The sequence below is a fragment of the Pseudomonas sp. S12(2018) genome (genome assembly GCF_024355235.1).
GTDB classification, from domain to species: Bacteria; Pseudomonadota; Gammaproteobacteria; order Pseudomonadales; family Pseudomonadaceae; genus Aquipseudomonas; species Aquipseudomonas palmensis.
On record NZ_QLAD01000001.1, the window covers coordinates 292,433 to 314,771 of the forward strand.

General features: G+C 64.1%; 20 protein-coding genes and 1 pseudogene. 6 read left to right on the forward strand and 15 right to left on the reverse strand.

All coding sequences use genetic code 11. The features are described 5' to 3' along the window. Positions 1-66: 66 nt before the first annotated feature. Positions 67-738, reverse strand: coding sequence for a DNA-3-methyladenine glycosylase I (locus tag DN388_RS01445; protein ID WP_054914703.1), 672 nt, complete (start codon positions 736-738; stop codon positions 67-69). A gap of 5 nt (positions 739-743) precedes the next feature. Further along, positions 744-1,568, reverse strand: a complete 825-nt coding sequence (ttcA, locus tag DN388_RS01450) for a tRNA 2-thiocytidine(32) synthetase TtcA (protein WP_054914704.1) — start codon at positions 1,566-1,568, stop codon at positions 744-746. Positions 1,569-1,836: 268 nt separating this feature from the next. On the opposite strand from ttcA, the gene DN388_RS01455 reads away from it, so the two are divergent. Continuing rightward, positions 1,837-2,436 carry a Yip1 family protein gene (locus DN388_RS01455; protein ID WP_043862571.1) on the forward strand — a complete coding sequence of 200 codons (600 nt, stop codon included), beginning with the start codon at positions 1,837-1,839 and terminating at the stop codon, positions 2,434-2,436. 128 nt (positions 2,437-2,564) lie between these two features. After that, entirely contained in the window at positions 2,565-3,059 is a 495-nt protein-coding gene (locus DN388_RS01460; RefSeq protein WP_043862572.1) for a SprT family zinc-dependent metalloprotease, read from the forward strand. A 111-nt stretch (positions 3,060-3,170) separates the two neighbouring features. Here the strand turns inward: DN388_RS01460 and DN388_RS01465 are convergent, their stop codons facing one another. From DN388_RS01465 to DN388_RS01480, 4 genes and pseudogenes are all read right to left on the reverse strand, one after another. Beyond that, positions 3,171-4,499: a dicarboxylate/amino acid:cation symporter gene (locus DN388_RS01465; RefSeq protein WP_054914705.1), complete on the reverse strand. Its 1,329-nt coding sequence runs from the start codon at positions 4,497-4,499 to the stop codon at positions 3,171-3,173. A gap of 298 nt (positions 4,500-4,797) precedes the next feature. Continuing rightward, positions 4,798-6,143, reverse strand: a pseudogene (locus DN388_RS01470) (ATP-binding protein). Continuing rightward, positions 6,140-6,817 (reverse strand): response regulator, encoded by a 678-nt coding sequence (locus DN388_RS01475; RefSeq protein ID WP_043862575.1) that lies wholly within the window; start codon positions 6,815-6,817, stop codon positions 6,140-6,142. Before DN388_RS01475 ends, DN388_RS01470 begins: the two are co-directional and overlap by 4 nt. Positions 6,818-6,928: 111 nt before the next feature. After that, positions 6,929-7,531 (reverse strand): membrane protein, encoded by a 603-nt coding sequence (locus DN388_RS01480; RefSeq protein WP_043862576.1) that lies wholly within the window; start codon positions 7,529-7,531, stop codon positions 6,929-6,931. A gap of 132 nt (positions 7,532-7,663) precedes the next feature. Between DN388_RS01480 and DN388_RS01485 the strand changes: the two genes are divergently transcribed. Both DN388_RS01485 and DN388_RS01490 read left to right on the forward strand, forming a co-directional pair. Beyond that, positions 7,664-8,455: a dienelactone hydrolase family protein gene (locus tag DN388_RS01485; RefSeq protein ID WP_058540996.1), complete on the forward strand. Its 792-nt coding sequence runs from the start codon at positions 7,664-7,666 to the stop codon at positions 8,453-8,455. Between the two features lie 101 nt (positions 8,456-8,556). Next, positions 8,557-9,258 carry a 4'-phosphopantetheinyl transferase gene (locus tag DN388_RS01490; protein ID WP_236176571.1) on the forward strand — a complete coding sequence of 234 codons (702 nt, stop codon included), beginning with the start codon at positions 8,557-8,559 and terminating at the stop codon, positions 9,256-9,258. A gap of 9 nt (positions 9,259-9,267) precedes the next feature. Here the strand turns inward: DN388_RS01490 and DN388_RS01495 are convergent, their stop codons facing one another. From DN388_RS01495 to DN388_RS01505, 3 genes are read right to left on the reverse strand one after another with little or no spacing between them, the layout of a single operon-like run. After that, entirely contained in the window at positions 9,268-9,783 is a 516-nt protein-coding gene (locus DN388_RS01495) for a (2Fe-2S)-binding protein (RefSeq protein ID WP_054914709.1), read from the reverse strand. Continuing rightward, entirely contained in the window at positions 9,770-11,401 is a 1,632-nt protein-coding gene (locus tag DN388_RS01500; RefSeq protein WP_054914710.1) for an ATP-binding protein, read from the reverse strand. Before DN388_RS01500 ends, DN388_RS01495 begins: the two co-directional genes overlap by 14 nt. Next, entirely contained in the window at positions 11,398-12,123 is a 726-nt protein-coding gene (locus DN388_RS01505; RefSeq protein WP_054914711.1) for a response regulator transcription factor, read from the reverse strand. Before DN388_RS01505 ends, DN388_RS01500 begins: the two co-directional genes overlap by 4 nt. 728 nt (positions 12,124-12,851) lie before the next feature. Between DN388_RS01505 and DN388_RS01510 the strand changes: the two genes are divergently transcribed. Together DN388_RS01510 and DN388_RS01515 are read left to right on the forward strand one after the other, a co-directional pair. Next, the gene (locus tag DN388_RS01510) at positions 12,852-15,740 is read left to right on the forward strand and encodes a ribonucleoside-diphosphate reductase subunit alpha (protein WP_043862582.1); all 2,889 of its coding nucleotides are present in this window, start codon (positions 12,852-12,854) and stop codon (positions 15,738-15,740) included. A gap of 249 nt (positions 15,741-15,989) precedes the next feature. Further along, positions 15,990-17,237 carry a ribonucleotide-diphosphate reductase subunit beta gene (locus tag DN388_RS01515; protein WP_043862583.1) on the forward strand — a complete coding sequence of 416 codons (1,248 nt, stop codon included), beginning with the start codon at positions 15,990-15,992 and terminating at the stop codon, positions 17,235-17,237. A 184-nt stretch (positions 17,238-17,421) separates the two neighbouring features. Here DN388_RS01515 and DN388_RS01520 read toward each other — a convergent pair whose 3' ends face one another. From DN388_RS01520 to DN388_RS01545, 6 genes are all read right to left on the reverse strand, one after another. Then, entirely contained in the window at positions 17,422-17,751 is a 330-nt protein-coding gene (locus DN388_RS01520; protein WP_229590066.1) for a low molecular weight protein tyrosine phosphatase family protein, read from the reverse strand. 148 nt (positions 17,752-17,899) lie between these two features. After that, positions 17,900-18,463 (reverse strand): UPF0149 family protein, encoded by a 564-nt coding sequence (locus DN388_RS01525; protein WP_078479805.1) that lies wholly within the window; start codon positions 18,461-18,463, stop codon positions 17,900-17,902. A 57-nt stretch (positions 18,464-18,520) separates the two neighbouring features. After that, positions 18,521-19,666, reverse strand: coding sequence for a hypothetical protein (locus tag DN388_RS01530; protein ID WP_254996796.1), 1,146 nt, complete (start codon positions 19,664-19,666; stop codon positions 18,521-18,523). A 60-nt stretch (positions 19,667-19,726) separates the two neighbouring features. Next, positions 19,727-20,623: a nitrilase family protein gene (locus DN388_RS01535; RefSeq protein ID WP_054914714.1), complete on the reverse strand. Its 897-nt coding sequence runs from the start codon at positions 20,621-20,623 to the stop codon at positions 19,727-19,729. A gap of 127 nt (positions 20,624-20,750) precedes the next feature. After that, positions 20,751-20,990 (reverse strand): hypothetical protein, encoded by a 240-nt coding sequence (locus DN388_RS01540; protein ID WP_229589997.1) that lies wholly within the window; start codon positions 20,988-20,990, stop codon positions 20,751-20,753. Positions 20,991-21,100: 110 nt separating this feature from the next. Then, positions 21,101-22,294: a hypothetical protein gene (locus DN388_RS01545; protein ID WP_254996530.1), complete on the reverse strand. Its 1,194-nt coding sequence runs from the start codon at positions 22,292-22,294 to the stop codon at positions 21,101-21,103. Positions 22,295-22,339: the final 45 nt, after the last annotated feature.

Genomic DNA, 22,339 nt, shown 5'->3' on the forward strand with positions numbered 1-22,339 from the left:
GCTCCCACAGGATTACCACGGTCCTTGTGGGAGCGGGCTTGACCCGCGATTGCGACACCGTCGTTCTCAATGGTTGACGGTATACGCCAGCATCATCGACAACTGGCACATCGGCCGCCCGCTCTGGGCATGCCACTGGTTGAACGCCTGCTGCACGGTGGCCAGGTCGCGCTGGCTGGTCGGCTGCCGGTCGATCACATCCTGCGCCACCAGCGCCGCCACCACGTCATTGCTCGGCACGAAGGTGTCCTTGCCGACCATGCGCAGAAAACGCGGCGCCGACAGCCCGCCCATCTGGTTGCCCTGCTTGGCCAGGTACTTCCACAGGCCGACGATGTCGGTCACCGGCCAGTCGGCGATCAACGCACCGAAACTGCCCTTCTCCCTGGCCACGTCGAGCATGAACTGCGCATTGCGAGGCACGCTCTTGAGCTTGCCCAGGTGGCGGATGATGCGGGTGTCCTGCATCAGCCGCTCCAGGTGCTCGGCGCCCATCAGCACCACCTTCTCTGGGTCGAAGCCAAAGAACACCTGCTCGAACGCCGGCCACTTGGCGTCCACCAGGCTGTGCTTGAGCCCGGCGCGAAACACCCGCAGGGCCATGGTCGAGAGGTAGCGGTCGTCGCTGATCTGGCGCAGCTGCGCCGGGCTCAACGGCTCGGGCAGGTGCGCCTCGAGCGCCGCCGCCGAACCGAAGCGGTTCAGGCAGAATTCATGCAGCCACTGATAATCGCGCATGCCGGTCAGAGGTTCAGAACATCGACGAACCGTGGGGTGGCGGTCTCATCGATGCGCAGGTTGGTGAAGTCGAACAGGTTGCGGTCCGCCAGCTGCGACGGCACCACGTTCTGCAGGCCGCGGAAGATGCTCTCGGTGCGGCCCGGGGTCTTGCGCTCCCACTCCACCAGCATGTCCTTGACCACCTGGCGCTGCAGGTTTTCCTGCGAGCCGCACAGGTTGCACGGGATGATCGGGAATTGCTTCATGTCCGAGTAGGCCTGGATGTCCTTCTCGGCGCAGTAGGCCAGCGGACGGATCACCACGTTGCGACCGTCGTCGGCGCGCAGCTTGGGCGGCATGGCCTTGAGCGTGCCGTTGAAGAACATGTTGAGGAAGAAGGTCTCGACGATATCGTCGCGGTGATGCCCCAGGGCCATCTTGGTCGCACCGATCTCGTCGGCGAAGGTGTACAGCGTGCCGCGACGCAGGCGCGAGCACAGCGAGCAGGTGGTCTTGCCTTCCGGGATCAGTTCCTTGACCACCGAATAGGTGTCCTTCTCGACGATGTGGTACTCGATGCCCAGGGTCGCGAGGTAGGCCGGCAGGATGTGCTCGGGGAAGCCTGGCTGCTTCTGGTCCATGTTGACCGCGACGATGTCGAACTTGATCGGCGCCACTTTCTGCAGGTGCAGCAGAACATCGAGCATGGTGTAGCTGTCTTTGCCGCCCGACAGGCAGACCATGACCTTGTCGCCCTCTTCGATCATGTTGAAGTCGGCGACGGCTTCGCCGGCAAGGCGACGCAGGCGTTTTTGCAGTTTGTTCTGGTTGACCGAAAGGGTGCCCATGGCGATTGAATCCGCAAGGTGTGACAAAAGCGGCACATTTTACGCACAAACCTGACGCTCGCGTAGCCCATCCGATAAAGACTGCAAGGAAATGAAGCGCCGCGCTTACAGCGCAATTTGCTCTAAAAAAGCGGATTTGTGCAGCGAACCCCTTCCTATACTGCGTCATAAGGCCACAGCAAGCGTGACCTGATCCCGTCAGGCCCAGCCACTGGGCCGCGCAAGCGCTCCGCTGGGGGGCGATGGCAACAACGAGGGAGTGACTGGCATGATCCATCACGTTCTGGGGCTGTTCACCCATCCTGACCAGGAATGGAAAGAAATCCGTGGCGAAGACGAAACCATCAGCCACATGTACCTGACCCACACCTTGATACTGGCGGCGATACCCGCCGTTTCCGCGTTCATCGGCACCACCCAGGTGGGCTGGGTGATCGGCAACCGCGCACCGGTCATGCTCACCGTCGACAGTGCGATCTGGATGACCGTGATGTCCTACCTGGCCATGCTGGGCGGCGTCGCGGTGATGGGCGCCTTCATCCACTGGATGGCGCGCACCTACGACGCCACCCCGAGCATGGCCCAATGCATCGCGTTCGCCACCTACACCGCCACCCCGCTGTTCATCGGCGGCCTGGCGGCGCTGTACCCGCACCTGTGGCTGGGAATGATCGTCGGCACGGCAGCCATCTGCTACACGGTGTACCTGCTGTACGTGGGCCTGCCGACCTTCATGAACATCCCGTCCGACGAGGGCTTTCTGTTCTCGAGTTCGGTGCTGGCGGTGGGGCTGGTGGTGCTGGTTGCCATCATGGCCTTCACCGTGATCGTCTGGGGACTGGGCGTGGGGCCCGTCTATACCAGCTAGACAATACGCCAACCTAGGGGCTGTACCCATCAGGCCGCCGCAAGGCGGCTTGATGCTGTGCGGACCAGCGGTCTCGGCAGCGCCGCCCGGGTTGCGGCATAATTGCCGGCCAGGAGTGTCCAACCGATATGCCAGAGCTGCTCAATTCCCGCGTCGAAAGCTGTTACCAGCAAGCCGAAAGTTTTTTCAAGCGCCCCTTCCTGCGTCCCGAGGTGAGCTTCAAGCTGCGCGGGCAGAAGGCCGGTGTCGCGCACCTGCACGAAAACCTGCTGCGCTTCAACCTGCAGCTGTACCGCGAGAACAGTGAAGACTTCCTGCGCCAGACCGTGCCCCACGAAGTCGCGCACCTGGTGGCGCATCAACTGTTCGGCGACCGCATCCAGCCCCATGGCGAGGAGTGGCAGCTGATCATGCGCGGGGTGTACGAGCTGCCACCCAACCGCTGCCACAACTATGCAGTCAAGCGCCGCAGCGTGACCCGCTACATCTACAAGTGCCCATGTGCGGGCAGTGACTTTCCGTTCTCGGCGCAGCGCCACGGGCTGGTGCGCCAGGGGCGGCGGTATCTGTGCCGGCGGTGTCGGCAGACGCTGGTGTTCACCGGCGAGACGCGGGTGGAGTAGACGCTTCGCCGGCAAGCCAGCGCCCTGCAGGAGCCGGCCTTGCGGCGAAGACGCCTGCACAGGCACAAAAAAAAGCCCATCCGAAGATGGGCTTTTTGCGTTTGGCTAACCTCAGCCCTGGCGTACCGCACCTTCGGCGACACCCAGGTCGTCGGTAGGACGGGTGTCGACCAGAGGCGAACCACCCGAAGCCAGCTCGGCTTGCAGCTTGTCTTCGTCCAGTTCGTTGACCCACTTGGCCACCACCACGGTTGCCACCGCGTTGCCGATCAGGTTGGTCAGGGCGCGGGCTTCGGACATGAAGCGGTCGATACCCAGGATCAGCGCCAGGCCGGCAACCGGCAGGTGGCCGACCGCCGACAGGGTCGCGGCCAGCACGATGAAGCCGCTGCCGGTAACGCCTGCAGCACCCTTGGAGGCCACCAGCAGCACCAGCAGCAGGGTGATCTGGTGGGTGATGTCCATGGTGGTGTCGGTGGCCTGGGCGATGAACACCGCAGCCATGGTCAGGTAGATCGAGGTGCCGTCCAGGTTGAACGAGTAGCCGGTCGGGATCACCAGGCCAACCACCGATTTCTTCGCGCCCAGACGCTCCATCTTGGCCAGCATGCGTGGCAGGGCCGACTCGGACGACGAGGTGCCGAGCACGATCATCAGCTCTTCACGGATGTAGCGGATCAGCTTGAGTACGCTGAAGCCGTGGGCACGGGCGATACCGCCCAGAATCACCAGGATGAACAGCAGGCAGGTGATGTAGAAGCAGGCCATCAGGTAGCCCAGCTGCACCAGCGAACCCACGCCGTACTGGCCGATGGTGAAGGCCATGGCACCGAAGGCACCGATCGGGGCCAGCTTCATGATCATGTTGATGATGTTGAACATGACGTGGGCGAAGCGGTCGATCAGGTCCAGCAGCGGCTTGCCGTAGGCACCCAGGCGGTGCAGGGCGAAACCGAAGATCACCGAGAACATCAGCACCTGCAGGATGTCGCCGTTGGCGAAGGCACCGACCACGGTGTTGGGGATGATGTTGAGCAGGAAGCCGACGGTGGTCTGCTGTGCACCGGCGGCGGCATAGGCAGCCACGCTGCTGGCGTTGAGGGTGGTCACGTCGATGTGCATGCCGGCACCCGGCTTGACCACGTTGACCACGACCAGGCCGATGATCAGCGCGATGGTCGAGACGATTTCGAAGTAGAGCAGCGCGTAGCCGCCGGTCTTGCCGACCGATTTCATGCTTTGCATGCCGGCGATGCCGCTGACCACGGTGCAGAAGATGATGGGGGCGATGACCATCTTGATCAGTTTGACGAAACCGTCACCCAGCGGCTTGAGCGCCACACCGGTGTCGGGATAGAAGTGACCCAGCAAGATACCGATGGTGATGGCGATGATCACCTGGATATACAGCGATTTGTACAGCGGCTGACGCGTCGTCATGGCTATTTTCCTCAATGTGCCGGCCCATCCTTCCCAGGAGGCGATCGGCACCTAAAGCGCGAACCCTCCTGCATTGGAGGGATTTGTTGTGTCGAGCTGCGTGGCAATGCTCTGCGGAGTTAATAGCAAGGCTGATGCCAGGATGTGCCAAGGCGGTGCAAACACCCTGTTTCAGGGCATTTCGTGCACCGCAAGGCAGCAAGGCAGGACGCGCCAGTTGGCGGATTTCCGCCCGGCACTCAAAGAATAGACCCGATGATGGCGGTAATCCGCCCACTGGGCGGAATGTGGCAGGCGCTCAGTCGAGCGGAAAGCGGATACGGAAGGCTGCGCCGCCCAGGGGCGAATCGTCGAGAGTGAGGGTGGCGTCGTAGCTCTCGATGATGTCCTTGACCACCGCCAGGCCGATGCCCTGCCCCGGGTACTGGCGATCGAGGCGCTCGCCCCGCTGCAGGATACGTTCGCGCTGGTGCACCGGTACGCCGGGGCCGTCGTCCTCGACACACAGCTCCAGCGCCGTGTCGCTGACCCGCAGGCTGATGCGGATCTGCCCCAGGCACAGACGGTAGGCGTTTTCCAGCAGGTTGCCGAGCAGTTCGAGCAATGCGCCCTGCTCCATGGGTACCAGTGCCTGGTCGGGCACTGCGTAGGTGATGTGCACCTGCTTGTCGCGGTAGACCTTGGCCAGGGTGCTGCACAGGCTGTCGAGCAGCGGGTGCAAGGCCACCTGGTGGCGCACCAGGCCGCTCTTGCGCAGGCTGGCGCGCTGCAACTGGTAGTCGATCTGCTGGCTCATGCGCTCGATCTGGCTCTGCAGCCCCGCGCCTGCTCGCGCTCGCCTTCGCGCTGGGCCATGCTTTCGCTGACCCCTTGCAGCACCGCCAGCGGGGTCTTGAGGCTATGCGCCAGGTCATCCAGCGAGTCGCGGTAGCGCCCGCGCTGCTCGCGCTCGCTGCGCAGCAGGCGGTTGAGCGAGCCGGTCAGGCGCAACAGCTCGCGCGGGTGTTCGGCACTGAGGCCCTCGCGGGCGCCGGACTCCACGTCGTCCAGCTCCACGCTCATCCGCCGCAGCGAGCGCAGGCCCCAGGTCAGCCCGGCCCAGAGCAGCAGCATCAGGGCCAGCAGCGCCGCGCCAAAGCCCAGGTAGAGCTTCTCTTGCAGGCCGTTGAGGGTTTGCTGGTACTCGCGCACCGGTTGCAGGGCAACGATGCTGAAGGCCGCGCTCTTGCCGCCCAGCAGCTTGACCTCCACGTCATAGACGAAGAACTCCTCGCCGTGGTCCTGGCGGATGCGCGCGAACTCGTTGCCGCGCCCGTCGTAGCGGGGTGTGTAGTTGATGTTCTCGTCGTTGGTGGCACGCGAACGCCACACCAGGTTGCCCTGGCGGTCGTAGATGTAGCCGAGCAGGCGGCTGTCGGGCAGGTTGAATTTCTCGTCCGGCAGCAGATCGGGCATCTGCAGCTTGCCGCCGTCTATGCGCGCCGCCGAGATCAGCGTGGTCACGTCCGAGGCCAGGCGCTGCTCGATGGACTCCTGCAGGGCCAGGCTGAAGGCCTTCTGCAGGGCCGGCAACAGGGCCAGCATGAACAGCAGCGCCAGCACCGCTGCGGCCAGCATCAGGCGCAGGCGCAGCGAACGAATCACAGGCAGCGCTCGGTGAACAGGTAGCCCAGGCCACGTACCGTGTCGATGGGCTTGAAGCCGTTGTCGCCCTCGAGCTTGCGGCGCAGGCGGCCGATCAGCACTTCTATCACGTTGGGGTCACGCTCGCCGTCGTCGGGGTACAGCTGCTCCATCAGACGGTCCTTGGCCACCACCTGCTGGTGATGGCGCATCAGGTATTCGAGGATGCGGTATTCGTAGGCGGTCAATGCCAGGGGCTGGTCATCGAGCAGCGCCTGCTTGCGGTTGAGGTCCAGGCGCAGGGGGCCGGCGATGATGGTCGACTGGGTGAAGCCGCTGGAGCGGCGCAGCAGCGCATTCAGGCGCGCCTCCAGCTCTTCGAACTGGAACGGCTTGACCACGTAGTCGTCGGCACCGGCGGCCAGGCCTTCGACCTTGTCCTGCCAGTTGCCACGGGCGGTGAGAATCAGGATAGGAAATGTCTTGCCCTGGCTGCGCAGTTGGCGGATCAGGTCCAGCCCGCTCATGCCCGGCAGGCCCAGGTCGACGATGGCCAGGTCGTGATTGAACTGTTCGGCCTGGTACAGCGCCTCCTCGGCATTGGCCACCGCTTCGACCACATGCCCGCTTTCGCTCAGACGGCTGAACAGGTGATGCCGCAACAGGGCTTCATCCTCGACCACCAGCAGTTTCATACGCTCCTCCATAACCAGGCCCGGCCTGCTTGGCCGGGCATCTCGCTACATAACGGCAGAATAACAGCGAACCGGCCAGAGTGAAGGCCGGTTCGGGTATTGCGCGGGGGTTCAGAACAGGTAGTTGGCCGACAGGTAGGTTTGCGCGCTGCTTTTCAGGCGCAGGGCACCGAGCTTGTCGCCGTCGTGCTCGGACAGTTCGGTGGTGGCGTTGCTGCGCAGGTAGCGGTAGCCCAGTTCGACCGAAGCATTGCTGCTGACCTGTTGCAGTACGCCAGCCTGCAGGCCGTAGGCGTAGCCGGTGTCGGTGTCGCGGCTGTAGCCGGAGGATTCCTGGCTGAGCTTGGTCACGCCCAGGCTCGCACCGCCGAATGCCTTGGTGCTGCTACCCAGCGGATAGAACACGTCGTAGCTGCCCAGCAGGTTTTCCTGGCGCATTTTCAGGCCGCTGTGGTTGTTGGAGACGTTGTCATAGGTGAGGTAGTAGCGGCCCTGGTCGTTCTGCTGACCAATGCGCGCACCCCAGGTGCCGTCCTTGCTGATGATGCCGTCGGTGTTGAGGTGGTCGGTGTTGCTGCTGAGCAGGCCGGACTTCTTGATCTTGTCGCTGGTCTGGCCGTAGGTGAGGCCGGCGAAGGTGGTGTCGGCAGCCTGTACCAGGGAGCTGGCACCCAGCATGGTGATGGCGATCAGTACGGTATTGAGGCTTTTCATGAGTGTGTACTCCAGAGTGATGCGCGGTGTTTGTGTGGGAGCTAGAGTAAGCAGGGCGCCCTGAACCGCCGCTGAATGCTGGCTGAACCCCGGCTGAACGAGCGGGCATCAACGGAAAAAAGGAGACTGACCATGCGTTACCTGCTCGCACTTGCCCTGATCGGCGCCACTGGCCTGGCCCAGGCTGCGGTGCAAACCCGCCAGATCGACTACCAGGACGCCGACGGCAAGCGCCTGGTGGGCTACTACGCCTATGACGACGCCGTGAAGGGCGAACGTCCCGGGGTGGTGGTGGTGCACGAATGGTGGGGGCTGAACGACTATGCCAAGCGCCGCGCCCGCGACCTGGCCGGGCTGGGCTACAGCGCGCTGGCCATCGACATGTATGGCGACGGCAAGAACACCGAGCACCCGGCCGATGCGCAGGCGTTCATGGCGGCGGCCCTGAAAGACCCGAAGACGGCGGCAACACGCTTCGATGCCGGGGTCGAGTTGCTGAAGATCCAACCGCAGACCAACCCCGACAAGATCGCCGCCATCGGCTACTGCTTCGGCGGCAAGGTGGTGCTGGACGCTGCGCGGCGCAGTGAGCCGCTGGCGGGGGTGGCGAGCTTTCACGGAGCGCTGGTGACGGCCACGCCGGCAACCAGCGGCAGTGTGAAGGCGCCGTTGCTGGTGGAGCATGGCGCCAGCGACAGCATGGTAACCCCCGAGCAGGTGGCTGCGTTCAGGAAGGAGATGGAGGCAGCCGGCGCCGACCTGAAGTTCGTGAGCATCCCGGGGGCCAAGCATGGCTTTACCAACCCGGATGCCGACCGCCTGAGCCACGGCGAGCACGGCGGGCCGGATATCGGCTATGACAAGGCCGCCGATGAAAGCTCGTGGGCAGACCTGCAGGTGTTCTTGAAGAAGGTGTTTGACTGAAGCCCGCCTGGCGGCAACGCTGGCTCCTGCGGCAGGCCGCGTGAACCTGCAGGCGCCAGCGTTGGTGGCGAAGGCTCGTGGGCCACGGCACAATAGCGCCCATGAATCGACTCCCGCACTGCTGCGCCCCGCTCCAGCACCACTGGCCCCTGCCCCACCCGGTCCCCGGTGCGGTGCTGGTCAGCTGCGCCTTCGACCCGGCCAACCTCGCCGCCGATGACTTCCGGCGCGCCGCCATCGAACCCACCCCCAGCCTGCAACGCTCGGTGGCCAAGCGCCAGGCCGAGTACCTGGCCGGCCGCGTGTGCGCCCGCGCCGCCCTGCAGCGCCTGGACGGGCGCGACTACCTGCCCGCCACCGGCGACGACCGCGCCCCCCTATGGCCGGCCGGCATCAGCGGCTCGATCACCCACGGCAAGGGCTGGGCGGCCGCCGTGGTGGCCCGCAGCAGCGACTGCCAGGGCCTGGGCCTGGACCAGGAAAACCTGCTGCAGGCCGAACGCGCCGAACGCCTGATGGGCGAAATCCTCACTGCCGATGAGCTGCAGCGCATGGACCGCAGCCAGCTGAGCCTGACCACCACGCTGACCTTCTCCCTCAAGGAAAGCCTGTTCAAGGCGCTGTACCCCATCGTGCGCAAGCGCTTCTATTTCGAGCACGCCGAACTGCTGGAGTGGTCCGCCGATGGCCACGCCCGCCTGCGCCTGCTCACCGACCTGTCGCCGCTGTGGTGCCACGGCCGGGAAATCCAGGGGCAGTTCAGCCTGCAGGGCGATCAGTTGCTGAGCCTGGTCAGCGTGTGAGCCGCAGGCTTACAGCGGGCACTGCGCGCAGCGCCCTACCCACTCGACCTTGTAGCTCAGGCAACAGGTGCGCCTGACCCGCCGCCCGTCAGGGGTGTAGCGCACCGCGCCGTACAGCGGGTTGCCGGGCGTACCGAGCAACCGCTGGACCTCGGGCCGCTCACCTGCAATCTGCTCCAGGCAGTCACCGGCATTGCCCCACAACACCGCCGCCGGCACGCTGCCCAGCACGGCCAGTTGCTCGACGATGGCTGGCAGGTGCCGTTCCAGTACCGCCGCCACACCGCCCACCGCCGCGGACGTCGACAGGTCGGTTGGCAGGCCGCGCCCATCCAGCATCACCGCCAGCGCCTGAACCTGCAACGGGGCGCGCCCGACCAGGGCCGCACGCCACAGCACGGCGAAGTAGTACTTGGACCATTGCGACACCAGCACCGGCCGTTGCGCCGGCATCAGCTCGGGGCCGTACAGCCCCAGCAGCAGGGCATCGAAGGCGTCGGGGCGCAACAGCTCAGCGAGCCTCAAGGCCGTCCTCCTGCGCCTGCTCCGCGTCATGCGCGCGTGGCCAGCTCAGGCTGAAGCAGGCACCACCCAGGCGCTCGCTCTTGCCGATCAGGGCGCGCCCGGCATGCCAGTAGATGATCCGCCGCACGATCGACAAGCCCAGCCCGTGCCCGCCAGAGGCGCGGGTACGGCTGTCGTCCAGGCGGGTAAAGGGCGTGAAGATGCGCGACCAGGCGCTTTGCGGCACCCCCGGCCCATCGTCCTCGACGTCGATGCGACAGCGCTGGGCGCCCAGTTGATAGCTCAGGCTGACCTGCGACTCGGCGTGGCGCATCGCATTGCTCACCAGGTTCTGCAGGGCGCGGTGCAGGTAGCGCGGCTCGGCCTCGACCCACGCCCCCTGCTCGCCGCCCTGGCACGGCCCGCGCAGCACCCGCACCTCGCGGCGCAGCGGCGCCAGTTCGGCAATCACCTGGTCGAGCAAGGCATCCAGGTCGATACGCTGGAAGTTCAGGGCCGGCGCCCCTTGCTCAAGGCGTGCGTAGGTGAGCATCTCGTCGACCAGTCGGTCGAGGTCCTGAATGTCGTTGTCCATGCCCAGCAGGTATTTCTCGCGGGCGTGCTCGCTGCTGGCGTTCTCGACCATCTCCAGGCCAAAGCGCAGGCGCGCCACCGGGGTGCGCAGCTCATGGGACACCGCCCGCACCAGTTCGCGCTGCATGTTCAGCGATTGCTGCAGGTGCCCGGCCATATGGTTGAACGCCGCGGCCAGGCGCCCCACCGAGTCGGCGTCGTCCGCTGCCACGCGCACGTCCAGGCTACCCTGGGCAATCTGCGTGGCCGCCGCCTCCAGGCCCGACAGACGCCGCTCCAACTGGCGCACCAGCAGGTACACGATCAGGCCGATCAGGCACAGCCCCAGCGCCGCGATCACCAGCAGCATCTGCGGTGGATACGGGTTCATCTGATACAGCGGCCCGATCTCCAGCACCCAGGGCGTGGCCACCATGCCGGCGAACACGCGGATCGAGTTGCCGTCCTTGCCCAGCGCCATCACGGTGTCGCCTTCGTCGACGCGACGGCGCTGGTCGCCGTCCATGTCGGTCTGGTCGAGGCTGAGCAGGCGCAGGTCGAAGCCGAACCCCTTGCTCTGCTTGAGTTCGGCCAGGCGCTGCGGCTGCTCGCCCACCGGGTAGCGCACCAGTTCGTCGGCCAGCAGGTAGATGGTGGCGCGGGCCAGTTGCTCGCTGATCTGCTGCACCTCGCCGGTCAGCAACAGGTTCTGCCCGCGCACCTGGCGCAGCACCCGCGCCGCATGGGGGCCGGTGCGCTGCACCAGCACATGCCCGCGTTGCAGGCGGGTGCGCTGGCTGCCGTCGAGGGCGGCCTGATCGATCGAGGCGAGGGCCAGCGGAATGCCCAGCAGGCGCCCCCATATCGCCAGCGCCCGGGTACGCTCCACATCGCTCATGGGGGCCAGGTTGTCGGCCATCAGGGTAAAGGTGCCGTGGGCCAGGCGCTCGCGGTACTGCTCGGCACGCACCTCGTTGAGCAGGTGCAGGCTGAGCGCGCCCAGCAACGCCACCAGCACCAGGGCGGCCAGCATGCCGCCGTAGATGCGCAGGAATATCGAGTTCATTCAACCAGGCCCAGCGCCTGGGCAGCCTCGCCCACGAACAGGTAGCCTTTGCTGCGCACCGTCTTGATCATGCGCGGGTGGTCGGGGTCGTCGCCTATCTTGGGGCGGATGCGCGAGATGCGCACATCGATGGAGCGGTCCTGGCCGTCATAGCCCACCCCGCGCAGGGAGGTAAAGATCTCTTCGCGGGACAGGATGCGCCCCGCGTTGCTCACCAGCAGCCACAGCAGGTCGAACTCGGCAGCGGTCAGCTCGATGCCGTTGTCGCCAAGCCAGGCTTCGCGCAGGGTGTTGTCCACCCGCAGCGGGCCGAACTGCAGGCTCTGGCGCTCGCCCGTGGTGGCCGGCACCTCGGTGCGACGCAGCAAGGCGTTGATCCGCGCCAGCAACAGGCGCGGGCGCACCGGCTTGCACACGTAATCGTCGGCGCCCAGGTCCAGGCCCTGCACCTGGTCCAGGTCCTCGCTGCGCGCGGTGAGCATCAGGATGACCCCGTTGTACTGCGTGCGCACCTTGCGGCAGATGCTCAGGCCGTCCTCGCCGGGCAGCATCAGGTCGAGGATCACCAGGTCTGGCTGCTCGGCCACGATGCGCGCCGCCGCCTTCGCCCCATCGCCCTCCACCGCCACGTCGAAGCCATTGGCTTGCAGGTAGTCACGGGTCAGCTCGGCTAGACGCTCGTCATCCTCGACGATCAACACCTGACTGTTGGGCTGCTGCACGGATCACCTCGGCTGGGCTTTTTATTGTTGGAGTGAAGCCCTTCAATAAAGGGCAACATTGGCCCGCGATACTACCACTGCCGGGCGCCGGAAAAAGCCGCGCCAAAGTCGCTGGACAAGTGTGTTTTTTGTGATAGGGTTCGCGCCCTCAAAAATGCCCCTGCGACGCTTTGCCCGGGCAAAAAAAGAGTGACGAGCGGTGGAATGGCGGTGGGACGCGGCCTACAAGGCTTTGCCCATAATCACGCACAATCTACCCACACGTTATCCACAGGCCACTGCCTTGCAATACCCCCGATACCGCATTATCTTGTATCCCCAGCGCGACAAAACACTACATGTTGGGTTTTGAACAAAAATCCAAGCACAAGTGGAGCAGAGAACTCAAGCCTTCAGAGGCGCTTTTTTTGCTTGAACTTTGATTGAAATTCGCAGCCAAACCGCTCCTGCGGAAGGCGACCGGTGCAAGCCCGCGACGGGCCTTGTTTCGGGTACGGGTGTTGCAAGTGCATCCCCGTCAGCAACAGTTTTTGGGCCGTGGCCCAGAACCTTTGACTTCGGCCAGGGAGCGGCAAGCGATTGCCCCTTTTTTTCCTGATCTGTCCCGAAGTCGGTAGACCCTGCCCGGCCAGGCGCGCATGCGCCGGTGGGCAAGTTGGCGAGCTTTCGGACGGAACGGTAGGTGCCCAAAAGGCATCTGAACAAACATAGAGAACGTGGAGACACCCATGCAAACCGACACAACTCGCGAGAACCCGCAGGCGCTGGCGCCGCAGGCCGCTGATTCGAACCAGGATCTGGCTGCCACCGCCCCCGGCCAACTGCGCGTGATCAAGCGTAACGGCACTGTCGTCGCCTACACCGACGACAAGATCACCGTGGCCATCACCAAAGCGTTCCTCGCAGTTGAAGGCGGCACCGCTGCCGCCTCGTCGCGCATCCACGATACCGTCGCCCGCCTGACCGAGCAGGTCACCGCCACCTTCAAGCGTCGCATGCCTTCGGGCGGCACCATCCATATCGAAGAGATCCAGGACCAGGTCGAACTGGCCCTGATGCGCGCCGGCGAGCAGAAAGTCGCCCGTGACTACGTGATCTACCGTGACCAGCGTGCCAAGGAGCGTGCCACCCGCACTCCGGCCGACGCCTCGGTACAGCCGCACCCGAGCATCCGCATCAGCCTGGCCGACGGCAGCTTCGCGCCGCTGGACATGAACCGCCTGAACACCATCATCACCGAGGCCTGCGAAGGCCTGGCCGAAGTCGATGGCGAGCTGATCCAGCGCGAAACCCTGAAGAACCTGTACGACGGCGTGGCCATCAAGGACGTCAACACCGCCCTGGTGATGACCGCCCGTACCCTGGTAGAGCGCGAGCCGAACTACTCGTTCGTCACCGCCCGCCTGCTGATGGACACCCTGCGTGCCGAAGGCCTGAGCTTCCTCGAAGTGGCCGACAGCGCCACCCACCACGAAATGGCCGAGCTGTACGCCAAAGCGCTGCCTGCCTACGTGGCCAAGGGCGTGCAGTTCGAACTGCTCAACCCTGCCCTGGCCGACTTCGACCTGGAGCGTCTGGGCAAGGCGATCAACCACGAGCGCGACCAGCAGTTCACCTACCTGGGCCTGCAGACCCTCTACGACCGCTACTTCATCCACAAGGATGGCGTGCGCTTCGAGCTGCCACAGGTGTTCTTCATGCGCGTGGCCATGGGCCTGGCGCTGGAAGAGAAAGACAAGGAAGCCCGTGCGATCGAGTTCTACAACCTGTTGTCGTCGTTCGACTACATGGCCTCGACCCCGACCCTGTTCAACGCCGGCACCCTGCGTCCGCAGCTGTCGAGCTGCTACCTGACCACCGTGCCGGACGACCTGTCGGGCATCTACCACGCGATCCACGACAACGCCATGCTGTCGAAATTCGCCGGTGGCCTGGGCAACGACTGGACCCCTGTGCGTGCACTGGGCTCCTACATCAAGGGCACCAACGGCAAGTCCCAGGGCGTCGTGCCCTTCCTCAAGGTGGTCAACGACACCGCTGTTGCGGTCAACCAGGGCGGCAAGCGCAAGGGCGCGGTCTGTGCCTACCTGGAAACCTGGCACCTGGATATCGAAGAATTCATCGAGCTGCGCAAGAACACCGGTGATGACCGTCGTCGTACCCACGACATGAACACCGCCAACTGGATCCCCGACCTGTTCATGAAGCGTGTCTTCGATGACGGCAAGTGGACCCTGTTCTCGCCAAGCGAAGTACCAGACCTGCACGACCTGACCGGCAAGGCCTTCGAAGAGCGCTACGAGTACTACGAAGCCCTGACCGAGTACAACAAGATCAAGGTGTTCAAGACCGTCCAGGCCAAAGACCTGTGGCGCAAGATGCTGTCGATGCTGTTCGAGACCGGCCACCCGTGGCTGACCTTCAAGGACCCGTGCAACCTGCGTTCGCCGCAGCAGCACGTGGGCGTGGTCCACAGCTCGAACCTGTGCACCGAGATCACCCTGAACACCAACAAGGACGAGATCGCGGTCTGCAACCTGGGCTCGATCAACCTGCCGAACCACATCGTCGACGGCAAGCTGGACACCGCCAAGCTGCAACGCACCGTGAACACTGCCGTGCGCATGCTCGACAACGTGATCGACATCAACTACTACTCCGTGCCGCAGGCGCGCAACTCGAACCTCAAGCACCGCCCTGTGGGCCTGGGCATCATGGGCTTCCAGGACGCGCTGTACCTGCAGCACATCCCGTACGGTTCGGACGCTGCGGTCGAGTTCGCCGACAAGTCGATGGAAGCGGTCAGCTACTACGCGATCCAGGCCTCCTGCGACCTGGCCGATGAGCGTGGCGCCTACGAGACGTTCCAGGGCTCGCTGTGGTCCAAGGGCATCCTGCCGCTGGACTCGCAACAGATCCTGATCGAGCAACGTGGCCAGCAGTACATCGATGTCGACCTGAACGAGAGCCTGGACTGGGCACCGGTACGTGCCCGTGTGCAGAAAGGCATTCGCAACTCGAACATCATGGCCATCGCACCGACCGCGACCATCGCCAACATCACCGGCGTTTCGCAGTCGATCGAGCCGACCTACCAGAACCTGTACGTGAAATCGAACCTGTCGGGCGAGTTCACCGTGATCAACCCGTACCTGGTCCACGACCTGAAGGCCCGCGGCCTGTGGGACTCGGTCATGATCAACGACCTGAAGTACTACGATGGTTCGGTGCAGCAGATCGAGCGTATTCCGCAGGAGCTCAAGGACCTGTACGCCACCGCGTTCGAAGTCGAGACCAAATGGATCGTCGATGCAGCCAGCCGTCGCCAGAAGTGGATCGACCAGGCCCAGTCGCTGAACCTGTACATTGCCGGCGCCTCGGGCAAGAAGCTGGACGTGACCTACCGCATGGCCTGGTACCGTGGCCTGAAAACCACCTACTACCTCCGTGCCCTGGCCGCCACCAGCACCGAGAAGTCGACCATCAGCACCGGCAAGCTCAACGCCGTGTCCAGCGGTGGCGACAGCGCCCCGGTCCAGGCAGCAGCGCCAGCCGGCCCTGCCCCAGTGCCAAAAGCCTGCGCGATCGACGAGCCAGACTGCGAAGCCTGCCAGTAAGGCCTGAAGGCGCCGCTTGCAAGCGGCGCCTTGCGCCTACCCTGTAGGCGCTGGCCTTGCCAGCGAAGAGGTCGGCACAACCACCGGCCTCTATCGCCGAACACCCAGGTGCGGGTCACCCCGCCCTCCCCGAGGGGCTGCGCCCCCGGAAGCATTCCAAGATTTTGCGTGCACACCTTAACCGCGAGCAGCGCAACCCTAGATCCAACCGGCCATACTCTTTCATGGCCCTCAAGCAGGAGACCCATCATGCTGAGCTGGGACGAATTCGAAAACGAAGACGGCGAAGTCGCCGCCAAAGGTCAAACCGCCTCTCAGGTGGCTGAAGCGGGCATCGACAAGCTCGACAGCGCTGGCGGTGTGGCCGCGCAGGAAGCCCGTGCAGTGACCGCCGCCGACTCCGACGCGGTCAAGCGCGCCAAGGCGGCCCTGGACGATCTCGACATCGCCGAAGGCCTGGCCGAGCTGGAAGGCTCAGCTGCCCGTGTAGCGGTCGACGAGAAGCGCATGATCAACTGCCGCGCCGACCTCAACCAGCTGGTACCGTTCAAGTACGACTGGGCCTGGCAGAAGTACCTGGATGGCTGTGCCAACCACTGGATGCCGCAAGAGGTCAACATGACCGCGGACATCGCCCTGTGGAAGACCCCCGAAGGCCTGACCGACGACGAGCGTCGCATCGTCATGCGCAACCTGGGCTTCTTCTCCACCGCCGACTCGCTGGTTGCCAACAACCTGGCACTGGCCGTGTACCGCTTGATCACCAACCCCGAGTGCCGCCAGTACATCCTGCGCCAGGCGTTCGAAGAGGCGATCCACACCCACGCGTACCAGTACTGCATCGAATCGCTGGGCATGGATGAAGGCGAGATCTTCAACATGTACCACGAGATCCCTTCGGTCGCGAAAAAGGCCGCCTGGGGCCTGCGCTACACCCGTGCCATCTCGGACCCGGAGTTCGACACCGGCACCGTCGAGACCGACAAGGAGCTGCTGCGCAACCTGATCGCCTACTACTGCGTACTCGAAGGCATCTTCTTCTACTGCGGCTTCACCCAGATCCTGTCGATGGGTCGTCGCAACAAGATGACCGGCGTTGCCGAGCAGTTCCAGTACATCCTGCGTGACGAGTCGATGCACCTGAACTTCGGTATCGACGTGATCAACCAGATCAAGATCGAAAACCCGCACCTGTGGGATGCCGAGATGAAGGAAGAGGCCTCGCAGATGATCCTGCAGGGTACTCAGCTGGAAATCGAATACGCACGCGACACCATGCCACGCGGCGTGCTGGGCATGAACGCGGCGATGATGGAGGACTACCTCAAGTTCATCGCCAACCGTCGCCTGTCGCAGATCGGCCTGAAGGAAGAGTACCCAGGTACCACCAACCCGTTCCCATGGATGAGCGAAATCATGGACTTGAAGAAAGAGAAGAACTTCTTCGAGACGCGGGTTATCGAGTATCAGACTGGCGGCGCGTTGAGCTGGGATTGATTCCCGCGCGTGGATGCTGCAAAAAGAGGCTGCCGCAAGGCGGCCTTTTTTGTGCCTGGCTTTTTTCAGAGGTTTTCGCATGCTGTTGGTCGCTGCGCCTGCTAGCGTCTGTCAGCCAGGGTCACGCTGGAACCCGGTAGGAGCCAGCCTTGCTGGCGAAGAGGCCAGCAGACCTTGCGCACTACTACAGTTGATCCGGCAAAAACTGCGGCACCCTGGCCTTCAACAGTTCAACCAACTCCGGCGCCATGAACCCATAGTCGTCCGGGATGCCCAGGCAAACGATGCGCTTGTCGCCCAGCACCGAGCGGAATCGCGCCGACAGTTTCTTGCGGTGCGCCTGTTCCATCACGATCACCAGGTCTGCCCACGCCAGCAACTCGTTGCCCACCGGCACGTCCGCATCATTGCCCACACCGGCAGAGGCCGTCTCCACCCCCGGCCAGTCGGCAAACACCTGTTCAGCCGTGGGGCTGCGCAAGCGGTTCTGAGTACACACGAACAGTACATGCAGTGTCATTGATTACCTGGAATTACAACAAGATTAGGGTTGGCAGACAGCCCATCGCGGGGCAAGCCCGCTCCCACAGGAGGGCGCAAACACTTTGTGGGAGCGGGCTTGACCCGCGATGGCGTCGGCAAATCAGAGGGTCGCGCGATGGCTACCCGCGCTGCGAATCGAAAAACCGATACAACGCCCGCAAACCGATCACGACGGCCTCGACCGAAGCCGCATGCTCCTGCGGCTGCAACGCCTCGATTTTTTCGATGTTCTCGTCCAGTCCATGCAGCGCAATCGCCTCCAGGTGCCGCACCTGCACCGGCGGCAGCGCCGGCCAGCGCGCTACCTGCACACCCCGCAAATAGCCGAAGCACCACTCCTCGACCACCACCTGCGGATCAGGCTCGGACTCGTCTTCGAGAAACAACGGCTCGAAGGCATCACACGCCTCACTGAGCTCGCCCGCCACGTTGTTCATGTAGCGCATCAACAACGCCGAAAACGCCTCGGCCTCGGCCGGCTTCTTGAACCGCGGCGCTCTGCCGCCGGTCACTTCGGGCAGCCATTCGTTGGGCGTCAACAACACGGGCGAACTGGCCAGCGCTACCAGAAAGCCATCCAGCTCCGAGAGCGTGAGGATGGCTTCATCGTTACCGTACTTGAGCAGAAAACCATCAAGACGGGTCATTTCCTTATCGTTCAAAGGCTGTACAAAAGCTGTCATGGCATAGCCTCAAGGCGGGATCCTGCCGTAACACTACATCACCCCGCCCTTCAGCGCTTACCCGGCGCCCGTCAGCCACGCCACAAATGGCAGGATCATCAGCGTGCAGGCAGCCATCGACAGCACGTTGCCAATGTACCCATGCAGATGGCTGGGCAGGCGCTGGCTGATTGCGACCGCCAATGGCGGTGCCATCACCGCGCCCAGGCCGGCGCTGAGCACCACTACCTCCCACGTGCCACCCAATGTCAGCACCGCCGCCGGCACTACGGAAACGATCGGGATGTAGGTCGGGTACCACCCCCGCTGCATCCATTGCCTGCGCCACAACAGCACGCCGATCAGCGACGCCAGCGCCTGCCCGCCCACCATCTCCAGCACCAGCTGCGAGCCGTAGGCCGGCCCGGCCGGCGACAGCAGGTAGGCCGCCAGCACGCCGAGCAACAAGCCCAGGCTGGCCAGCTCATTGCCGAAGAACGGCGCCTCGCTGAAGTCGGCCAGCACCCGTCGCAGCGTCCAGCCAACGCCGTAGTGCGGTGTCGCTCTCTCGACGACCGGTGCCGGTGGCGGCGCATCGACAGGCGGCGTCGAGCGCACCAGGCCTGCAAACCGCCGGCACAGCATGAACGCCAGCACGCTCGCAACGGCCATGCCGCCAACATTGCCGATCACCACCGGCAAGCCGAATGGGTAGCACAGGTAATTGACCAGCAGCAGGCTTGCTGGCGTCACCAGCAGTGCCCCCAGCAACGCGCCATTGATCGCGACCTTCCAGCCGCCGCCGAACAGCAGCACCATCGCCGCCGGCAGCGAGACGAACGCGACGAAGGTGGGTTGCCAGGTGCTGGCGCTGAGCGTCCAGCCCCACAGCACATGGCTGAACACCAGCCCCAGCAGCGAACTGGTCACCAGCCAGGGCCACAACCCGGTGCCATAGCAGATCGCAAAGCCCTGCCATGCCCGGCCCGTGCGGTGCGCCCAATGGGCCAGCGCGGCGCCCAGCAGCAACCCGATCGCCGGCAGCTCATGCTTGTAGAACGCTACCTCGCTGATATCGCCGACGATCCAGCGCAACCGCGCCAGCGGCTCGTGCAGGTTGGCGACCATGTGCGCGTAGTCGGGCCATACCCCGACCCAGGATGCCGCACGCCCGCTGATGACCTCGATGAACACCCCGGTGCCCAGCGACACGCACACGCACATCAGCAGCAAAGGCAGAAAGCCTGCCTCCACCTTGTCGATTGACTTGTCCATGGCGACTCCTCAGCGCGGCAGCGCTGGATGCTGGTCATAACCCAGCATCGCGCCATAGCAATCGGTGCGACGGTCCCGTGGCAGGTCATTCAGGCTGTTCCAGACCGGCGCGCTGCGTGCAGTGCTGAGGTCGACATCGGCATACAGGATGCACTCGTCCTCGGCGCCCCCCACCTTACCCAACGGCCAGCCATTGGTGCCCGCGATCAGCGAACACCCCAGAAAACGCCCGCCACGCTCGCTGCCGATGCGGTTGGCGGCGGCAATGTAGACATTGTTGACGTGGGCCGCAGTGATGGTGAGGTACGAGGCCATGCACCTGCCGCTGGCATCGAACAGCGGGGGCGGTGTCCACACCCAGTTGTTCAGGCTGCAGATGATGTCTGCACCCTGCAACGCAAGCAGGCGTGGCACCTCGGGAAACCATACGTCCCAGCAGATCATCAGGCCGATCCGCCCGATCGGGGTTTCAAACACCGGAAAGCCCAGATCACCGGGGCTGAACCAGAGCTTTTCCTGGTTCCACAGGTGTGCCTTGCGGTAATGCCCCAGCAGGCCGTCGGGGCCGAACAGCACCGCGCTGTCATACAGCTTGAGGCCATCGCGCTCGGCAAATCCTGCCACCAGGTACACCTGATGCTCCCGGGCGAAGGCGCGCCAGGTCTTGATACTGGGACCTTCATCGAGGGTTTCGGCATGCGCATAGGCTTCTGCTCGGGTCTCGAAGGTGTAGCCGGTGTTGGCAAGCTCGGGCAGCACGATCAGGTTGGCACCGTCATGCACCGCCTCTTCGGCGAGCTGCAGACCTTTGCACAAGTTGTTGTCGCACTGGTCCAGCCCGACCTGAGGGTCGAACTGAATCACGGCAATACGCACGGGGCTGACCGGGACAGAGGGTGCAGGCATGGGAGTGTCCTTTTTGTTGTTCGAGTTGTCGTTTGGAGGCTTTCCAGTGGACAAAACAACCCTCAAGAGGGACAAGTCGGCCCCTTCCGACAATGCTGCAAGGCCGCTCTGCGCCTGTAGGAAAGGCCTACCAGGACGCCTGGGGCTGAATGCGATAGTGCGGATAGACCGCCATGCTGAAACCGCCGTTGAACAGTGCCCCGGTGTCGTTGCACAGGTTGATCACTGCATCGATCGCGGTACGCAGGCAGGGCTCGGTCCAGCCTGCATCCACCGAGGCATAGCGGTCGTTGTAGCGGCAGGCATAAACACCGTGGATAAAGCTGTCAGTAACCAGAACTTGCGTGATGGCCTGATTACGTTGCAAAAAATTTTCTGCAACGGCTTATACGCCTTGCAACGGGTTCCCCTGGCGCCGTCCTTTACGCGTCGATGAAGTCGCTGCCGGCTGCAGCGGTGCTACATAGTTGAACGCCCTCACTCCGGCAGTTCGAGCGCCACTCCACCTGCATGCTGCCTCACTATCCGATACGGCAGCACCGCCCAGCCCACCCCACGGCAATGGCGCTGCACGCTGTCGAACACCGGGTCGAACTGGATGCCTTCGGGGGTAAAGCGCCATGTGGGCATCTGCCACACCTGCGCCTGTGCATAATCGCAGCCGTCCTCGCCCACCTCGCCCAACATGTGCTGCGGATAAAGCTGCTTGAGCTGCGCCAGCAACCACGGCGCAAAGGTGCGCGAGCGGTAGTCCACATAGGCACCGAAACTCACGGTGGCGAACTGCTCGGGGTTGGGGCCAGGCTGGTACTCGTAGTGAAACGGCTTGCCCTCGCCCACCCACAGCACATCGTCCAGGGTCAGCTCCTTGCCCGACTCCACCGCCAGGTTGAGCGGCGCATCGGTGGGCAGCATCGGCGTGCCGTCGCAGCTGTAGTCCTGCACGATGCTGACACTGAGCAGCGCATTGCTCATGAACTGCGGCGTCACCGTCTGCCGGTAGTACCCGCCAGGGCGCCCCAGCAGCATGCACTGGTGGTAGGCCACCACATCACTGGACAGGCGCGCGCGCAGCAACTGGTTGAGGCGTGTGAGCTGCTGCGCAGGGTAACCGTCCTCGATCACGAACAGGCTTATCCCCGAGGACGGCTCGCTCAGCCAGCGCAGCGGGTAGCCTTGAAAGTGTTCAAGCTCGCCCGGCTTCAACGGCAGTTGCATCAGCCTCAGGTACTCATAGGGTGAGTCGGTGTACTGGCGGGCCAGGAACGGATCGGCACCCGACGGTACCTGCGGCAGTCGTGCCGGCAGCAGCGTGATCGGCAGGCGTTTGCCCTGGGGGCTTTGCCACTCACCTTGCAGGCCGCCCTGGGCAGCCGGCCACAGCGCGAGTGTTGGCAGCGAGTCGATGCCTGCCTCCGGGGCCGGCTCATGCCCCTCCACCAGTTGAATCCGCGTGCCCTGGATGCTGCCGGTGAGCTGCAGGTCGTGGTGATACTTCACGTAGAAGTAACGCCCGCTGACATCCTCGGGCACGGCGCGGTCGAGCTCCAGCACGATCGACTGGGTACCCAAGGTACCGGTGAACACGTCGCTGCCCAAGCCCGCCTGGGCGGGCATGGCTGCGGTCAAGGCCTGCGCGGCCAGCAGTGCGACGCAACATCCATGTTTCATGGGAAAAACGTCCGCTATTCAAGAGGGGTGAATTATGCCGACAAA